This is a genomic window from Bacillus sp. PK6-013, assembly GCF_054161445.1.
The window spans coordinates 1,439,164-1,453,885 of the sequence record NZ_CP096417.1 but is presented as its reverse complement, the minus strand read 5'-3'; the positions used below and the strand labels follow the sequence as shown (position 1 = coordinate 1,453,885).

Here is a 14,722-nt window from a genome sequence, read left to right as displayed (position 1 = left end):
CGGTTCAACGGCCTCTATCTTTATGATTCATCTCCCTTTGAAAATAAACGATTCCTTTAAAAGTCTGCCTTCGCTCCCTTTTTCCGTCCAAATCAAGTCCACTTCCAATTCGGTCGCATTCTCTGCCAATAGCAAATTCCGGTGCTTGACAGGGCTTCCGTCATTTAAGCTTTTGGCTAAAGAGACCGCATTGTCGTGAGGAATATTCCAAAGCGAAAATTTCGTTGAAGAATTGGGTTCATTCCGATAGAGATAAATTTCCGCCGAAGCTACATCGTGTCCAATGTTTTTGATTTCGACAGCATAAGTATGAAACCTACCTTTTTCCGGCTTCGCCATTCCGTTTTTTGCTTCGGCTTTACCGATTTGAACTTCCCATTGTTTTGAAGCCTGTTTAACCGGCAATTCTTCAAACGTCAGCGCTTTCGTTTCAAATGTCGGGACAATCATGCCGAACAGGCACAATGCACATATGAATAGCCGCATATTTTTCACTCCTCGATGGTCGATGTCCCCATATGTTTTTCCTTATTCATAAATCCTATGCATACCGACGTTTCACTCCTGCTTCCGGCAGGGTAATAAAAGGACTGGAGGGATCAAGCAATGCCGCAAAACCACAATGATCGATACGAACTCTTTTTCAAAAAAAGATACAAAGTTCTTCATACATTAAACGATTTTCTTATCGGTCTTTTATTCCTTGTCGGGAGCTTCTGTTTTTTCTTCGAGGAACTGAAGCCGGCGGGAATATGGATGTTTGTGATCGGCAGCTTTCAGCTGTTAATCAGGCCGACGATCCGTTTGGTTCATGATTTTCATTACCGGAAGTTTGTTGAGAGCCGGCGTTCCAAATCCCGTGAGTAAATTTAAACAGCAGGGAGAGATGGTAGGAGACCCGCTAAGAAGTGCATATAAAAAAGGCCGAATCCTATCGGCCTTTCCTCTGTCACATAAGCCACTCCTCACAATCGGCGGCAAGCCGTTCCAACTCGTTCATAAAAGCGCCGGCATGATAGCCGTCACACACTGCATGGTGTACTTGCAGGGAAACCGGCAAAAATGTTTCACCGCCTTCTGAAAAGTATTTCCCGTTTGTAATAATCGGCAGCAAGTGTTCGCTGTTATCTAGGTTTAAATTAAAGTTTGTAAAGCGCACCCATGGAATAGAAGAAACTGAAAACGCATTGGGCGGGATGTCCGGCTTAGCCCATAAGCCCTTTTTGTCTCCAAAGCGCTCAGCATCCTGAAGATATTGACGATAAAACCGCGAGAAATCATCTGAGTATTCTGTCCAGAGGGCGGAAAACGTTTGGTCGTCCTGATGAAAAATCGTATAACATGGATGCATTTGTTCCCAATACCCCAGCTGTCCTTTGTCATCAAACGTTGTTCTAAACTCGGGACGCGAATGAATGGCCCTTGATACGATATAAATAAAAACCGGGTACAGCTTGATCTTCTTTTTCTTGAGCACGGCAAGCAAATTGGTCACATTGACGTTTGCCGTTATACTGAAAGAACATTTCGCTTCCTTCATGTAATGGTCAAAATAAGATTTTCTATACCAAGTGTCGAGATCGATTGTTTGAAAATTCATGTTTTACCTCCTAAAATATAGCTTTTTTATTTTAGGAGGCCTGCTTCTCTGATTTCGGCAATATTCTCACCTCATCCTGTATTGTAAATGAATTGTAGCGCGTTTCGGAGACGCAGGCAACCGTCCCTCTTCTTCTTTGTCTTCTTGCTGTGCCATTCCCTGCCTCTCCACCTCCGGCTGTCATTTAGGTTATACTGACATAGATCGGGGTGAAGATATGAACAGCAAATCACGATTGACGCCTGAAAGGTGGCGGGCGATTACGGAAAACGATTCCGCCTATGACGGAGTTTTTTATTACGCGGTCAAAACGACCGGGATATTTTGCCGCCCTTCCTGCAAATCGAGAGTTCCGCAAATCGAAAATGTGCAAATCTTTTTCAATGCAAAAGATGCTTTATCAGAAGGGTACCGCCCCTGCAAACGCTGCAATCCGGCCGGGATGCTGCTGCCGGATGAAGAGCTGGCACAGCGGGCGGTGCAAATCATCGAGGAATCTTATCGCGATCCGCTGTCTCTGCAAGCTTTGGCTGACAGGTGCCATATCAGCCCTTTTCATCTGCAGCGGACGTTTAAACGAATCAAAGGCGTCTCGCCGGCAGAATACATCCTGCAGAAAAGGATTGAGAAAGCATTCGTTTTGCTTGCCCATTCTGAACGAACGATCGCAGAAATCGCCTCAATGGTAGGCATCGGGAATGCGGATTATTTTGCCGCTTTGTTTAAAAAGAAAACAGGGCAATCACCGACGTCATACCGGCAAATGAAACGGAGGTAAACATATGGAAGATCAAATCGTATACTGGCGTACGCTGACTTGCCGCCGCTCGCAGATTCACATTGCGGCGACTGCCCGCGGGCTCTGTTTTACAGGGGCATGGAATCAAGGATTCGGTGAGCTGGCCGCTTGGGCTGAAAAAAGGTACGCACAGCCAGTTTTCATTCGGGATGACAAAGGATTGGCAGAATACGCCGGGCAGTTTCAGGCGTATTTAGATGGCAAGCGGACTCATTTCAGCTTTCCTGTCGACCTTGCCGGAACGCCTTTTCAGCTAGCCGTGTGGCAGGCGCTCTCCGAAATTCCTTTCGGCAGCACGCGTTCCTATTCCGATATCGCCGGGCGTATACAAAAGCGGAACGCTGTCCGGGCCGTAGGTACGGCGATCGGCGCAAATCCGCTGTTAATGGTAGTGCCGTGCCATCGGGTTATCGGCAAAAACGGACAGCTCACGGGATACCGGGGCGGATTGGAGATGAAAAAAGAACTGCTGATACTGGAGGCCGCAGGCGCCGCTGAACATCCTTTAACAACGGCATCCCGATCTCAAGCTTTCTCATCCGAGACAATGTGAAGGTCGATTCCGTCTGTATGCCTCATAATGCTGTTGACAATCGAGCCTTTTCTGATTTCTTCCCATCGCGATCGGGCGGATTGGCCGAGCACGATTTGTGTAATGCCGTGCTGTTTCGCTGTATCAGTGATCGTTTCAGAAATGCGCCTTTTGTTTGAGTGTTTAAAAATGAATTCGGCGCCGAATTGTGCACAGAGCGTCTCCCATTGCCCGATTTTATCCCGTTCTGTCGGGGCCAGCTGCTCCTTTGACGTGCGCGACACGTTTAAAACGAGCAGATCGGCCTTCAGGCGGCTTGCGATTCTCCACCCGCGCCGAATCAGTTTTTCGGCATTTTTTCCGTGCTGGACGCACACCAAAATCTTTTCATTCGTTCCCCTCGGCCGGAGGCTGCCGTTCGTCCGCTCCAGACGATCATCCACATCATCTGCAACTTCTCGCAAGGCGAGCTCTCTCAACGCAGCTAAATTATTTTTCGTAAAAAAATGGGTTAAAGCCTGTTGTATCTTATGTTTTTCATATACCTTTCCTTCCTGAAGCCGCTTTTGCAATGTTTCCGGAGTGACGTCAATCAAGATGACTTCATTCGCCAATTCCAACACGCGGTCCGGGATCCGTTCTCTCACTTTCACCCCGGTGACGTGTTGAACGATATCATGGACGCTTTCGATATGCTGGATATTGACGGCGGACAGCACGTTGATGCCTTCCTGTAAAATATCTTCAACGTCCATGTACCGCTTTTCATTTTTCGAACCTGGCACATTGGTGTGAGCCAGTTCATCGACAAGCACAAGGTCTGGCTTCCGGTTAATAATCGCATCGACATCCATTTCTCCCATCGTTATCCCTTTATATGAAATGTTTCGTTTTGGAATGACTTCTAAACCTTTGACGAGTGCGGCCGTGTCTTTTCGATGATGCGTTTCGACAAGGCCGATCACGGCATCGATCCCTTCCCGCTTTAAATCGTGCGCTTCCTGGAGCATCCGATACGTTTTTCCGACTCCCGGCGCAGAACCGATATAAATGGTCCAATGCCCTCTTTTCAGCTGTTCAATTTCGGCCAGCAGCTCTCCCGGCGTCTTCCTTCGATAATCACGGGTGTTTTTTTTCCGCATTGCAGCATCTCCGTTTTCTCATCAAGTTTGTTTTTCCCGGTGTCGTATGATCAGACACCGGGCAGCATTCTACTTCAGTTTTTCTTTTAAATCGATATTGAGAAGCAGCACGTTGACGCGCGGTTCACTTAAGAAGTCGCTTTTGGTATGCTGATGAACAAGCTGCACAAGCTCTTTCTCCGGCAGTCCTGTCAGACGGCTGATTCTCGGAATTTGCGCCATCGCCCCGTCGGGACTGATATCAGGGTCTAATCCCGAAGCGGAGTTCGTGACTAAATCGACCGGCAGTTTACTGATCGGAACATCAGGGTTTTCCTCCTTCCACTTTTCAATCGATGCTTTCATCCGTTTCAGCAAATCGGGATTTGACGGCGCTTCGTTTGGGGATCCAGATCCTGCGGCATCATACTTGATGCTGGATTCCCTTCCTTGAAAGAGCCGCGGGTCTCTAAACCGCTGGCCAATGAGTTCAGAGCCGATCACATTCCCCTGCCGGTCATACACAAGACTTCCATTTGACTTTCCAGGCATGGCGGCCTGTGAAATCCCTGTCAGCGCGAGCGGATATCCAAGCCCGCAAACCAGCATTAACAGCAGGCTGATTCTGAAGATTACTCCGATTTCTTTCATGACGATTCCTCCTTACAACATAATCTGAAGCAGCATATCGATCAGCTTGATTCCGATGAAAGGGACGATGACGCCGCCGAGGCCATAGATCAATAAATTGCGGGCCAGCAAAGCATTTGAGCTCATCGGCTTATAAGCAATTCCTTTCATGGCTAAAGGCACAAGAAGCGGGATGATCAGCGCGTTAAATATCAGCGCAGATAAGATCGCTGAAATCGGCGAACCAAGCCTCATGATGTTCAGCGCGTTCATCTCGGGAATCGCCAGCATAAACATCGCCGGGATGATGGCAAAATATTTGGCGATATCGTTTGCGATGCTGAACGTAGTCAAAGCGCCGCGCGTCATAAGCAGCTGCTTTCCGATCGAGACGACTTCAATGATTTTTGTCGGATTCGAATCAAGGTCCACCATATTCGCTGCTTCCTTGGCAGCTGTTGTGCCGCTGTTCATGGCAAGCCCGACATCAGCCTGCGCAAGTGCGGGCGCGTCATTGGTTCCGTCGCCCGTCATGGCGACAAGCTTTCCTTCATATTGTTCGCGCTTGATCACATTAATCTTGTCTTCGGGCTTGCTTTCGGCAATAAAGTCATCAACGCCCGCTTCCCTTGCGATCGTAGCGGCCGTTAATGGATTGTCGCCTGTGCACATCACCGTTTTGATCCCCATTTTGCGAAGCTCGGCAAAGCGCTCTTTCATGCCCGGTTTAACGGTGTCTTTTAAATAGATCAAACCGAAGATTGTTCCGTCTGCCGCTACAGCCAGCGGTGTTCCGCCTTCTTTTGAAATCCGTTCGCTTTCCAGATCGAGATTCGAAGGTATCGTTCCGCCATTGTTGATCACCCACTTTTTCACGGCATCGACAGCGCCTTTGCGAATGTGCCTTCCGTCGGGCAGGTTCACGCCGCTCATTCTCGTTTCCGCCTTGAATTCAATCGGTTCTCCTGCTTCAGCAACGGACGAGTCATAGTGAATCGAGAGTTTATCAGCGAGTTCGATGACTGAGCGTCCTTCCGGTGTTTCGTCATGGATGGAGCCAAGCGCCGCATATTCACCAACGGTTTGAAGCGATTCATCGCCGACAGGGACAAATTCCCCGGCCATCCGGTTTCCAAAAGTGATCGTCCCTGTTTTATCAAGAACAATCGTGTTAATGTCGCCCGCAGCCTCGACAGCTTTCCCCGACATCGCCAGAACGTTGAAGCGGGTCACGCGATCCATTCCCGCAATCCCGATGGCTGACAGGAGCCCGCCGATCGTCGTCGGTATAAGACAGACAAGCAGGGCAATCAAGACGGCGGGATCAATTTGAAAACCGAGATAGGACGTAAAAAACGGGAGTGTCGCAACAACGATCAGAAAAATCAGCGTTAAGCTCGTTAAAACCGTATTCAACGCGATTTCATTCGGCGTTTTTTGCCTTTCAGCCCCTTCGACTAAAGCGATCATCTGATCGAGGAACGTTTCACCCGGATCACTCGTGATCTTGACTTTAATCGAATCGCTGACGACCCGGGTGCCTCCCGTAACAGAGCTGAAATCACCGCCTGCTTCCTTTATGACCGGAGCAGACTCTCCCGTGATGGCCGATTCGTCTACTGATGCGAGACCCGCGATGACTTCACCGTCGCCAGGTATCATTTCTCCCTGGGAGACGATGACGATGTCCCCCTTTCTAAGCTCGGCAGGCGCTACCTTCTCAATGCGGTCATCCATTACTTTATTGGCCGAAACCCCTTTTTTCGTCTGTTTTAAAGAATCGGCCTGTGCCTTTCCTCTTCCTTCAGCCAGCGCTTCGGCGAAATTCGCGAATAACACGGTGATCAGCAAAATGAAAGAAACCGCCGGATTGAACCAGGGAGCCGCCGTACTGCCGAAAAACCGGGGAAACACGGAAAGCAGAACCGTTATGAAAAATCCAACTTCTACGACAAACATAATCGGATTTTTGATCATAGTTCGCGGATCTAATTTTAAAAAGGCATGTTTGACCGCATCTTTGATGATCGTGTCGTTCATCGTTTGCTTTGTTGTGTGAACGGCATCCGGTGTGGCCTGTTGACTGGAATGATGCAAATCGTTCATGAGTAAAGCCCCCTTATCGTAATGTTAAATATTCTGCGGCCGGTCCCAACACAAGCACCGGAAAGAATGTTAAAGCCCCGACGATCAGGATCGAAGCGATAAAAATCCCGCTGAACAGGCTTGAATCGGTGCGAAATGTTCCGATTGTTTCCGGAACGGTTTGCTTTTTCAAAAGTGACCCCGCAACTGCGAGCAGTGTGACAATTGAGAAATAACGGCCGATAAACATCACAATTCCCGTTGTTATATTCCAAAAAGGCGACGCGTCTCCGAGCCCTTCAAATCCTGAACCGTTATTCGCGGCTGAAGACGTATATTCGTATAAAATCTGGCTGATCCCGTGAAATCCGGGATTTGAAATTGCAGCCTGACCCGCTTGCGTCATGACGGCAAGCGCTGACGCCCCTAAGATTAACAAAGGATGAATCAGCAGAGTAACGGCTAAAAGCTTCATTTCATTTCCTTCAATTTTTTTGCCTAAAAACTCAGGCGTTCTTCCGACCATTAAGCCCGACAGAAAAACCGCAACCATCGCGTATAGAAGCATGTTCATCAATCCGGCGCCTATTCCGCCAAACACCGTGTTCAGCATCATATTAAGCAATGCCAAAAGACCCGTTAGTGGCGTGAGCGTGTCGTGCATCGTATTGACAGCTCCTGTCTCGCTCGCGGTGGTAACCATCGCATAAAAAGCTGAATTCAATGTTCCAAAACGCACTTCCTTACCTTCCATGCTGCCTTCTGTGTGCTCGATTCCGAGCTGATTGATGACGGGATTGCCTTGCGATTCCGCCATGAAAGCTGCCCCGGCTGAAAGCAAAAACAAAAGACCTGCGGATACAAAAAGAATGCGGCCTTGCTTCAGATTCCCAACCATTTTCCCATACGTAAACGGCAGTGAGATGGTAATCAAGAGCATTAATAAAATTTGAATCGCATTGCTCCATCCATTCGGATTTTCAAATGGATGAGAAGAGTTGACGCCAAAATACCCCCCGCCGTTGTTCCCCAGCTCTTTGATGGATAAAAAGGACGCCACCGGCCCCCGAACAATGGACTGCTCCCCTCCGCTCACCGTATGGGCTGTCACGGAACCGTCAAGCGTCTGCGGTACGCCTAGGGCGACGAAAACAAGCGACACCACAACTGTGATCGGCAGTAAAATCCGCGTGATCGAACGGACCAAATCGACAAAAAAGTTGCCGAACGGTTTCCCGGCGAGCCCCCGAATCATCGCAACCGCGGCGGCCAGCGCCGTAGCGGGAGCGGCAAACATTAAAAAGGTGATCGCAATCATCTGCGAAAGCATGGACAGACCGCTTTCGCCGCTGTAATGCTGCAAATTTGTATTCGTCATAAAACTGACTGCCGTATTAAAAGCCAGTGTGGGTTCCATTCCCGCGACCTTTTCAGGATTTAAAGGCAGTACACCCTGCAGACGAAAAACGAGATAAACGATGAAAATCATCGCCGTATTCGTGAGTACCAGCGCGGCGGCGTATTTCTTCCACGATTGGTTTTCTCCTTTTACTCCGCCCAGCTCAAGCAGCAAGCGTTCCGCCGGAAGGAAAAACCGGTCGATTTTGGACGGGGCGCCGTCAAATACCTTCGCTATGTAAAGCCCCATTGGTTTGGCTGCCAGCAATGCGGCAAGCAGGATAAAACAGATGGATATGAGCGACGTCATTTCAATACCCCCAATTTGTGTACAATTAAAATTTCTCAGGATTCAATAAAGCATAAGTCAAATAGACAAACATGGCGGCTGCTCCCGCTGCCAATAGCGCCATGGCAATCACTCCTTTCACATTTATGATTGATCAGCGGTTTTCCCCGCCCATCTCAGCAACAGAAACATCATCCCCGCTAAAAATGCGACAATGGCCAGCATCACGATATCCAGCACTCCGCTCACCTCCTTTCATGTTTTTTGCACGAAAAAAAGCCGCAAGAGAACAAACCTCTTACGGCTTTTTTGGGCACAGTTAAGAAACCGTGCTTTATGCACGTTTTTTGGTTCTCTTTAAACGCTTGCGAGGTTAGCTGTCGGATTCAGGTGCAAAGAGTCACCTTACCTTGAAAAGGATTCACCCCAAGTGGCAGCGCCACAAAAAATTGGTTCCCCCGCTTCCAATTGGAATTCAGCGGTTACGTTAATTGGAAATTTTATTCAGTTTTTTGATGAGATTTATATTACGCCCGTTCAATCATCGTGTAAAGTTTCATAAATGATCAAATTTCCTCGTTTATCAATTTTATAACCTTTTTTACACAGTTTATGACTTATTACCTTCTATTTTCTCTTAATATCTTGTTTTCTCTTTCATGTTATGGCTTTTACCTGTGAAAAACGGCGGATAAAAAATGTGTCGAAGCCCCGCTCGGAAATTCGAACGGGGCCGTTTTTTGTTAAAAGTCAAAGTTATCAGGATCAGGACCGACACGGGTGTTTTCATTCAGCCCGTCAATTTGCTTCATTTCCTCGAGGGTCAGTTCAAAATCAAATACCTCCGCGTTTTGGGCAATTCGCTCCGCTTTTGTCGACTTTGGAATGGTGATGACTCCGTTTTGCAAATCCCAGCGTAAAATGACTTGAGCAGGTGTCTTGCCGTGCTTGTCCGCGATATCTTTCAGCAGCGGGTGGCTGAGCAATTGGCCTTGCATCAGCGGCGACCATGCTTGAAGCTGGATGCTGTGCGAACGGCAAAACGCTTGCAGCTCTTTCTGCGTGAGCCGCGGGTGATACTCGACCTGGTCGATCACCGGTTTGACGGCGGCATCTTTCAGCAAGTCTTCCAGATGGTGAACGTGAAAATTGCTGACGCCGATTGCTTTTACGCGTCCTTGTTCATAAAGAGTTTCAAGGGCTTTCCACGCCGCTTTATAGCGCCCTTCAACAGGCCAGTGGATCAGGTATAAATCCAGGTAATCGAGCCCGAGCTTTTCGAGACTCGCTTCGTAGGCTGCAATCGTTTCGTCATAGCCTAAATCGTCATTCCAGACCTTTGACGTTACAAACAAGTCTTCTCTAGAAATTCCGGCTTCTTTCAACCCTTCGCGAATTCCTTGGCCAACCCCTTCTTCATTTCCGTAGATGGCTGCCGTATCGATACTGCGGTAGCCGTGCTTGATTGCCGTTTTTACGGCTTGCACCAGTTCGGGCCCTTCCTCTACTTTAAACACGCCTAGTCCAAACCAGGGCATGTCCGTCCCGTTATTCAATGTGATTCGATCTTGCAGATTTTTTGCCGTCATCTAATTGGCCTCCTCATATTTTTGTATACATCATGCGCAGTTTTTCTTTAAAGCTTGATTTTGTTTTTGGTCATTTCGTTCCAGCGCCCTGCTCCAGCCCGTCAGCGCGACGGCGCCGAGCACCATCAAAGCTCCGGCCCATGGAGTGTGAATCAAACCGATCGACTGTGTGATGGCGCCTCCTGTATAAGATCCGATCGCGATCCCGGCGTTGAATGCAGCGATATTGACAGCTGATGCGACATCTACCGCCCCCGGAACAAACCGTTCAGCCAGAATTACCACATAGGACTGGAGCCCGGGGACATTCATAAATGCTAAAAATCCCATCAGCATGATGACGATAAAGCCCGCTGCCTGATAAGGAGCAGCCGCCGTTAAGATGAGAAGCACAACCGCTTGGGCGATGAACATATAGAATAATGCAGTAAGCGGTTTTTGGTTGGCCGCTTTACCTCCGATGATATTTCCGAGCGCGACGGCAATGCCGTAAGCAAGCAAAATGACGGCAACAGCTTCCTGTTTAAAACCTGTCACATGCTGAAGCAGCGGGGATAAATACGTAAAGACAACAAATGTTCCTCCATAACCAAGCGCCGTAATGATGAATAAAAGCAGCAGACGGCCATTGGTTACAAGTTTCAATTGGCTCTTGAAAGACGTTCGGACGCCTTTCGGCAAATCGGCCGGAACAAGAAAGCTGTTGGCGATAAACGCCAGTGCGCCGATAGCGACGATCGCCGCAAAAGCAATCCGCCAGCCGAACAGCTGACCGAGGAACGTGCCGATGGGAACTCCGGTAATCATCGCAATCGTCAGACCGGTAAACATAATTGATATCGCTCCGGCTCTTTTATCCGCCGGGACCAGGCTTGCCGCAATCGTTGAACCGATTGACATAAATACGCCATGAGAAAACGCGGAAATCACGCGGGCGGTTAATAAAACACCGATGCTTCCGGCACATGCCGCAAGCCCGTTTCCGATCATAAAAATAATCATAATCACAAGCAACAGCGCTTTTCTCGGCATACTCGATGTGACAGACGTCAATACGGGTGCGCCGACTGTCACGCCCAAAGCGTATAACGATACAGTCAGCCCCGCGGTCGTCACTGAAATGTTCATGTCATCAGCAATTAAAGGCAGAAGCCCCACGCTGATGAATTCGGTTGTTCCGATGGCAAATGCGCTGGCCGCCAAGGCTAAAAGCGCTAATGTACTGCGTTTTTTATCATGAACAGAAGTCATTCTTTTTCCCCCTTTCGTTTTTAATGTATAGCAAATGTCTGCCGGCAAATGATATTATGGTACATATCATCTATAAAAAAAAGTACGCACTTTTAAGTGCGATAGGAACCAAAAAGTTAGATAGGTACTTTTCGGTTCCTATGGTTTGGAGGAGAACATGAAGCCGAAAAAGTACAATATATCTGTCGAAGCTACACTTGAAGTAATTGGAGGTAAATGGAAATGTGTGATTTTGTGCCATTTGACGCACGGCAAAAAACGCACGAGCGAGCTGAAGCGGCTGATGCCGAACATTACGCAGAAAATGCTGACCCAGCAGCTGCGCGAACTGGAGGAGGACGGCGTCATCAATCGGCTCGTGTACCAGCAGGTGCCGCCGAAGGTCGAATACGAACTCAGCGAATACGGATGGACGCTTAAAGACATATTGGATTCATTGTGCGCCTGGGGAGAAACACATATTACGAAAGTGTATGGAGACAAATTTGCCGTTTTGGAGGACAGCGTGCTGAATGAACAATTAAAGGAAACATAATAAATAGATGGAGGTCAGGATGGGAAAATGGTTTCTTTCCGGGGGCGGAGATGCGCACCAAACTGAACGGCTGGATCGACATTTTGCCGGGAGCCTCTGCCCGCATAAGCCTTTGTTGTATATTCCGATTGCCATGGACGCCGACAGGTATGATGAAGGCTTCGATTGGATCAGCCGGCTCTTTCACCCGCTCGGCGTTAAAAATATCGTGATGTGGACGGATGTCAAAGGCAAAACCGTGCACGATTTAGACGCATTTTCTGCCGTATATATTGGCGGAGGAAATACGTTTCGTCTGCTCAAACAATTCATTGAATCACATTTTATCGAGGTGTTAAAGCGCTATGCCGAAAGCGGCGGCGTCATTTACGGCGGAAGCGCAGGCGCCGTCATTCTCGGAAAGAACATCATGACTTGCTCTTATATGGACCGCAATGCTTGCGGATTGCGCGATTTTAACGGATTAAAGCTTCTGGGAGACTATGCGGTTTGGTGCCACTACAAGGTTGAACATGATCCGATGATTAAAAGGTATAGGCATGTTTTAGACACTCCCGTCATCGCTTTGCCGGAAGAAACGGGAATCGCCGCAAGCATTTCAGACATCCGGGTCATCGGAACAAAGCCTGCCCGGATTTTTAATGAAGACGGCGCGGTATTCGTTTCAGATCAATTTGTTTTATAAAGCAAAAAACGCTTCGGCTCATCGGCGAAGCGTTTTTCTTGTTTTTGCGGCTGCAAGCCGTTTGACCAGGCTTTCCGTCAAAAAACACGGTGAGACTCAAACCCAGCAAAACAGAAAAATTTGACATCAACGGCTCACGATCAACATATTCAAAAGCATGATGCACAAAAAGTATCACGGCCCAGAAAATGATAGCCGCACGGCAAGCTGTGTCTGCGGCTTTTTTCCTTTTGGGTCTGCATACATGACAGCGCCTCTCAAGGAGACTCTCACGCCCCAATCTGCTGATTTCCTTCGCACTTACTGTGTTTTGATTTCCTCTTCCGTTTCATAAAACCGGGCCAGCTCCACAATCATCGCTCCCATTCGTTCGAGGCCGGGAGCGAGCAGGCGTTCAACTCCTTCTTCTCTTAAAGCTTCTGCCGTCACTTTTCCGACAGCGGCTGCCAACACGCTGTCTTGAAAAGATTGGACCATTTTCTCCGCATAGTCGTTTTCTTTCGCAAAATGAAAAAGCGAGCGGACTTGGACGGCTGTTGTAAAGCAAACCGCATCCACTTCACGGTTGATGACCTCGCTGCACAATAAAGCGACGGTTTCCCGGTCCGGTGCAACATGGCGATACGGCAGAAGCGGAAAAACAGCTGCACCTTTCTCTTCCAAAAACTGAAGCAGTGACGGTGCGTTTTCGCCGTGAAGCTGTACCATCACCCGTTTCCCGGAAAAATCATGGGATTGAAGCGAGTCGATCAGTCCTTTGGTGGTGCCGTCTTCATCCGCCGCAACCGGCGTAATGCCGAGCTTTTTTAATGCGGCGATTGTTTTGTAGCCTCTCGATGCCGCCTTCGCCCCGCGGATCGCTTGTAAATAGCGCTCACCGATCCCCAGTTTATCAGCTAGGTTGACAAGCGTCTCCGTCCCGATTCCTGTCGTAAAAATCACCCAGTCGGCTCCCGTTTCAACAAAGGCTCGCAAATCAGGACCTACTTCTTTTTCGGCCAAAAACACGGTACCCTGAAGGGAACGTACGACGGGAACCCCGCCTTGCTTTTTGATTAATGTGCTCATTTCATCCGTTTTTCGCGATGCTCCGATGGCAATTCTTCTGCCGTTCAATCCTTTTCCCAATCCAATCCCTCTTTTCCGTATCTGTTTCTATCAATGTAATGGTTTACTATCATCTTCCAAATGAGATATGATTGAATTATCAAAAAATAACAGGAGGTTTTTCAATGCATTCTCAATTTGAAACCCGAGCCGAGCATTTGACGAAACATGCCCGTTTTTTCGAGTATACCACTGCCTCTGACCCGATTGGAAGCGGAATAATCAGTCCGATTCCTGTGAAAGAGTTCGGACCTGAATTGTATGAAACAGGTGAAACGCGGATCATCCCGCTGGACATCTCAGAAGAACTGAAGACGGAATATCCCGCTTCAAGCCCTTCCCTTCTCGCCCACTTCATCAAGATTCGTTCGGGCGACACGATTCACACCGCCCCCCGCGCGACAAGCGAACTATATTACATTGTCAGCGGCGCAGGGCGTACCGAAGCGGGCGAAGATACGATTCACTGGCAGAAAGGCGATTTTTTGACTTTGCCTGCCGGTTCAAGCAGCCAGCATACCGCAGCAGAAGATGCAGCCATTTATTACATCACCGATTCACCTCTCCTGCATTATATGGGCGTAAAGCCGTCGGAATCCCGCTTTCAACCAACCATCTACACCGCTGAACAGGCAAAAGCAAAATTGGCTGAAGCGGCCGCCGCTCCTGACGCCCGTTTCCGAAACCGTATTTCCGTTCTTTTAAACAATGATATATTCGATCAAACGCTGACGATCACCCATGTATTGTGGGCGATGTTCGGCATCGTGCCTCCCGGCTCCAATCAAGCGCCCCACAGCCACAAGTCGGTGGCTCTCGATTTTGTCGCCTATGCCGCACCAGGGACGTACACATTAGTCGGAAGCAAAATCGATCCGGCCACAAAGGAAATCATCGATCCGAAACGGATTGACTGGGTAACCGGAAAAGCCTTCATTACACCGCCGGGATTATGGCATTCCCACCATAATGAGTCAGGTGAAGCGGCCTATATCATCCCCATCCAAGATGCGGGCCTGCAAACATACCTCCGGACACTGGATATTCAATTTCAGCATTATGAAAAATGAAAAAGCGGGAAGCCGGATCATTCTTTTCGGC

General features: G+C 48.6%; 16 protein-coding genes and 1 riboswitch. Of the genes, 6 read left to right on the top strand and 10 right to left on the bottom strand.

Annotation, left to right across the window (positions count from 1 at the left end):
• Window positions 1-27 precede the first annotated feature (27 nt).
• Entirely contained in the window at window positions 28-486 is a 459-nt protein-coding gene (locus M1E03_RS07370) for a hypothetical protein (RefSeq protein WP_059231403.1), read from the bottom strand.
• A gap of 120 nt (window positions 487-606) precedes the next feature.
• On the opposite strand from M1E03_RS07370, the gene M1E03_RS07365 reads away from it, so the two are divergent.
• A complete protein-coding gene (locus M1E03_RS07365; protein WP_023855347.1) occupies window positions 607-867 on the top strand; it encodes a YrhK family protein in 261 nt (86 codons plus the stop codon).
• Window positions 868-949: 82 nt separating this feature from the next.
• On the opposite strand, the gene catA is transcribed toward M1E03_RS07365, so the two are convergent.
• Window positions 950-1,600, bottom strand: coding sequence for a type A chloramphenicol O-acetyltransferase (catA, locus tag M1E03_RS07360; RefSeq protein ID WP_195257692.1), 651 nt, complete (start codon window positions 1,598-1,600; stop codon window positions 950-952).
• A 217-nt stretch (window positions 1,601-1,817) separates the two neighbouring features.
• On the opposite strand from catA, the gene M1E03_RS07355 reads away from it, so the two are divergent.
• Window positions 1,818-2,378, top strand: a complete 561-nt coding sequence (locus M1E03_RS07355) for a bifunctional transcriptional activator/DNA repair enzyme AdaA (protein ID WP_020452360.1) — start codon at window positions 1,818-1,820, stop codon at window positions 2,376-2,378.
• Window positions 2,379-2,382: 4 nt separating this feature from the next.
• Entirely contained in the window at window positions 2,383-2,952 is a 570-nt protein-coding gene (locus M1E03_RS07350; RefSeq protein ID WP_458110733.1) for a methylated-DNA--[protein]-cysteine S-methyltransferase, read from the top strand.
• On the opposite strand, the gene kdpDN is transcribed toward M1E03_RS07350, so the two are convergent.
• From kdpDN to M1E03_RS07315, 7 genes are all read right to left on the bottom strand, one after another.
• Entirely contained in the window at window positions 2,925-4,073 is a 1,149-nt protein-coding gene (gene kdpDN / locus M1E03_RS07345) for a KdpD-like non-kinase potassium sensor (RefSeq protein WP_075213051.1), read from the bottom strand. The genes M1E03_RS07350 and kdpDN overlap by 28 nt on opposite strands.
• 69 nt (window positions 4,074-4,142) lie before the next feature.
• On the bottom strand, window positions 4,143-4,703 hold the full coding sequence (gene kdpC, locus M1E03_RS07340) for a potassium-transporting ATPase subunit KdpC (RefSeq protein WP_020452363.1): 561 nt from the start codon (window positions 4,701-4,703) through the stop codon (window positions 4,143-4,145).
• Between the two features lie 12 nt (window positions 4,704-4,715).
• Window positions 4,716-6,722, bottom strand: coding sequence for a potassium-transporting ATPase subunit KdpB (gene kdpB / locus M1E03_RS07335; RefSeq protein WP_229029924.1), 2,007 nt, complete (start codon window positions 6,720-6,722; stop codon window positions 4,716-4,718).
• A 79-nt stretch (window positions 6,723-6,801) separates the two neighbouring features.
• Window positions 6,802-8,475: a potassium-transporting ATPase subunit KdpA gene (kdpA, locus tag M1E03_RS07330; protein WP_020452365.1), complete on the bottom strand. Its 1,674-nt coding sequence runs from the start codon at window positions 8,473-8,475 to the stop codon at window positions 6,802-6,804.
• A 25-nt stretch (window positions 8,476-8,500) separates the two neighbouring features.
• The gene (gene kdpF, locus M1E03_RS07325) at window positions 8,501-8,548 is read right to left on the bottom strand and encodes a K(+)-transporting ATPase subunit F (RefSeq protein WP_409333860.1); all 48 of its coding nucleotides are present in this window, start codon (window positions 8,546-8,548) and stop codon (window positions 8,501-8,503) included.
• A gap of 254 nt (window positions 8,549-8,802) precedes the next feature.
• A riboswitch (cyclic di-AMP (ydaO/yuaA leader) is annotated at window positions 8,803-8,945 on the bottom strand.
• Window positions 8,946-9,197: 252 nt separating this feature from the next.
• Window positions 9,198-10,043 (bottom strand): aldo/keto reductase, encoded by an 846-nt coding sequence (locus M1E03_RS07320; RefSeq protein ID WP_020452366.1) that lies wholly within the window; start codon window positions 10,041-10,043, stop codon window positions 9,198-9,200.
• Between the two features lie 30 nt (window positions 10,044-10,073).
• Window positions 10,074-11,294 carry an MFS transporter gene (locus tag M1E03_RS07315; protein ID WP_059231411.1) on the bottom strand — a complete coding sequence of 407 codons (1,221 nt, stop codon included), beginning with the start codon at window positions 11,292-11,294 and terminating at the stop codon, window positions 10,074-10,076.
• A gap of 157 nt (window positions 11,295-11,451) precedes the next feature.
• Here M1E03_RS07315 and M1E03_RS07310 point away from each other — a divergent pair, with 157 nt between their 5' ends.
• Window positions 11,452-11,829: a winged helix-turn-helix transcriptional regulator gene (locus tag M1E03_RS07310; RefSeq protein ID WP_020452368.1), complete on the top strand. Its 378-nt coding sequence runs from the start codon at window positions 11,452-11,454 to the stop codon at window positions 11,827-11,829.
• Window positions 11,830-11,848: 19 nt separating this feature from the next.
• The gene (locus M1E03_RS07305) at window positions 11,849-12,514 is read left to right on the top strand and encodes a peptidase E (RefSeq protein ID WP_025811075.1); all 666 of its coding nucleotides are present in this window, start codon (window positions 11,849-11,851) and stop codon (window positions 12,512-12,514) included.
• Window positions 12,515-12,814: 300 nt separating this feature from the next.
• Here M1E03_RS07305 and M1E03_RS07300 read toward each other — a convergent pair whose 3' ends face one another.
• Window positions 12,815-13,642, bottom strand: a complete 828-nt coding sequence (locus tag M1E03_RS07300; RefSeq protein WP_145608328.1) for a uroporphyrinogen-III synthase — start codon at window positions 13,640-13,642, stop codon at window positions 12,815-12,817.
• A 104-nt stretch (window positions 13,643-13,746) separates the two neighbouring features.
• On the opposite strand from M1E03_RS07300, the gene M1E03_RS07295 reads away from it, so the two are divergent.
• Window positions 13,747-14,691 carry a cupin domain-containing protein gene (locus M1E03_RS07295; RefSeq protein WP_059231413.1) on the top strand — a complete coding sequence of 315 codons (945 nt, stop codon included), beginning with the start codon at window positions 13,747-13,749 and terminating at the stop codon, window positions 14,689-14,691.
• The last annotated feature ends 31 nt before the right edge of the window (window positions 14,692-14,722 follow it).

Bases quoted from the DNA above. Each gene is read 5' to 3' on its own strand.
- M1E03_RS07370 (WP_059231403.1), bottom strand. From the start codon at position 486: ATGCGGCTATTCATATGTGCATTGTGCCTGTTCGGCATGATTGTCCCG.
- M1E03_RS07365 (WP_023855347.1), top strand. From the start codon at position 607: ATGCCGCAAAACCACAATGATCGATACGAACTCTTTTTCAAAAAAAGA.
- catA (WP_195257692.1), bottom strand. From the start codon at position 1,600: ATGAATTTTCAAACAATCGATCTCGACACTTGGTATAGAAAATCTTAT.
- M1E03_RS07355 (WP_020452360.1), top strand. From the start codon at position 1,818: ATGAACAGCAAATCACGATTGACGCCTGAAAGGTGGCGGGCGATTACG.
- M1E03_RS07350 (WP_458110733.1), top strand. From the start codon at position 2,383: ATGGAAGATCAAATCGTATACTGGCGTACGCTGACTTGCCGCCGCTCG.
- kdpDN (WP_075213051.1), bottom strand. From the start codon at position 4,073: ATGCGGAAAAAAAACACCCGTGATTATCGAAGGAAGACGCCGGGAGAG.
- kdpC (WP_020452363.1), bottom strand. From the start codon at position 4,703: ATGAAAGAAATCGGAGTAATCTTCAGAATCAGCCTGCTGTTAATGCTG.
- kdpB (WP_229029924.1), bottom strand. From the start codon at position 6,722: ATGAACGACACGATCATCAAAGATGCGGTCAAACATGCCTTTTTAAAA.
- kdpA (WP_020452365.1), bottom strand. From the start codon at position 8,475: ATGACGTCGCTCATATCCATCTGTTTTATCCTGCTTGCCGCATTGCTG.
- M1E03_RS07320 (WP_020452366.1), bottom strand. From the start codon at position 10,043: ATGACGGCAAAAAATCTGCAAGATCGAATCACATTGAATAACGGGACG.
- M1E03_RS07315 (WP_059231411.1), bottom strand. From the start codon at position 11,294: ATGACTTCTGTTCATGATAAAAAACGCAGTACATTAGCGCTTTTAGCC.
- M1E03_RS07310 (WP_020452368.1), top strand. From the start codon at position 11,452: ATGAAGCCGAAAAAGTACAATATATCTGTCGAAGCTACACTTGAAGTA.
- M1E03_RS07305 (WP_025811075.1), top strand. From the start codon at position 11,849: ATGGGAAAATGGTTTCTTTCCGGGGGCGGAGATGCGCACCAAACTGAA.
- M1E03_RS07295 (WP_059231413.1), top strand. From the start codon at position 13,747: ATGCATTCTCAATTTGAAACCCGAGCCGAGCATTTGACGAAACATGCC.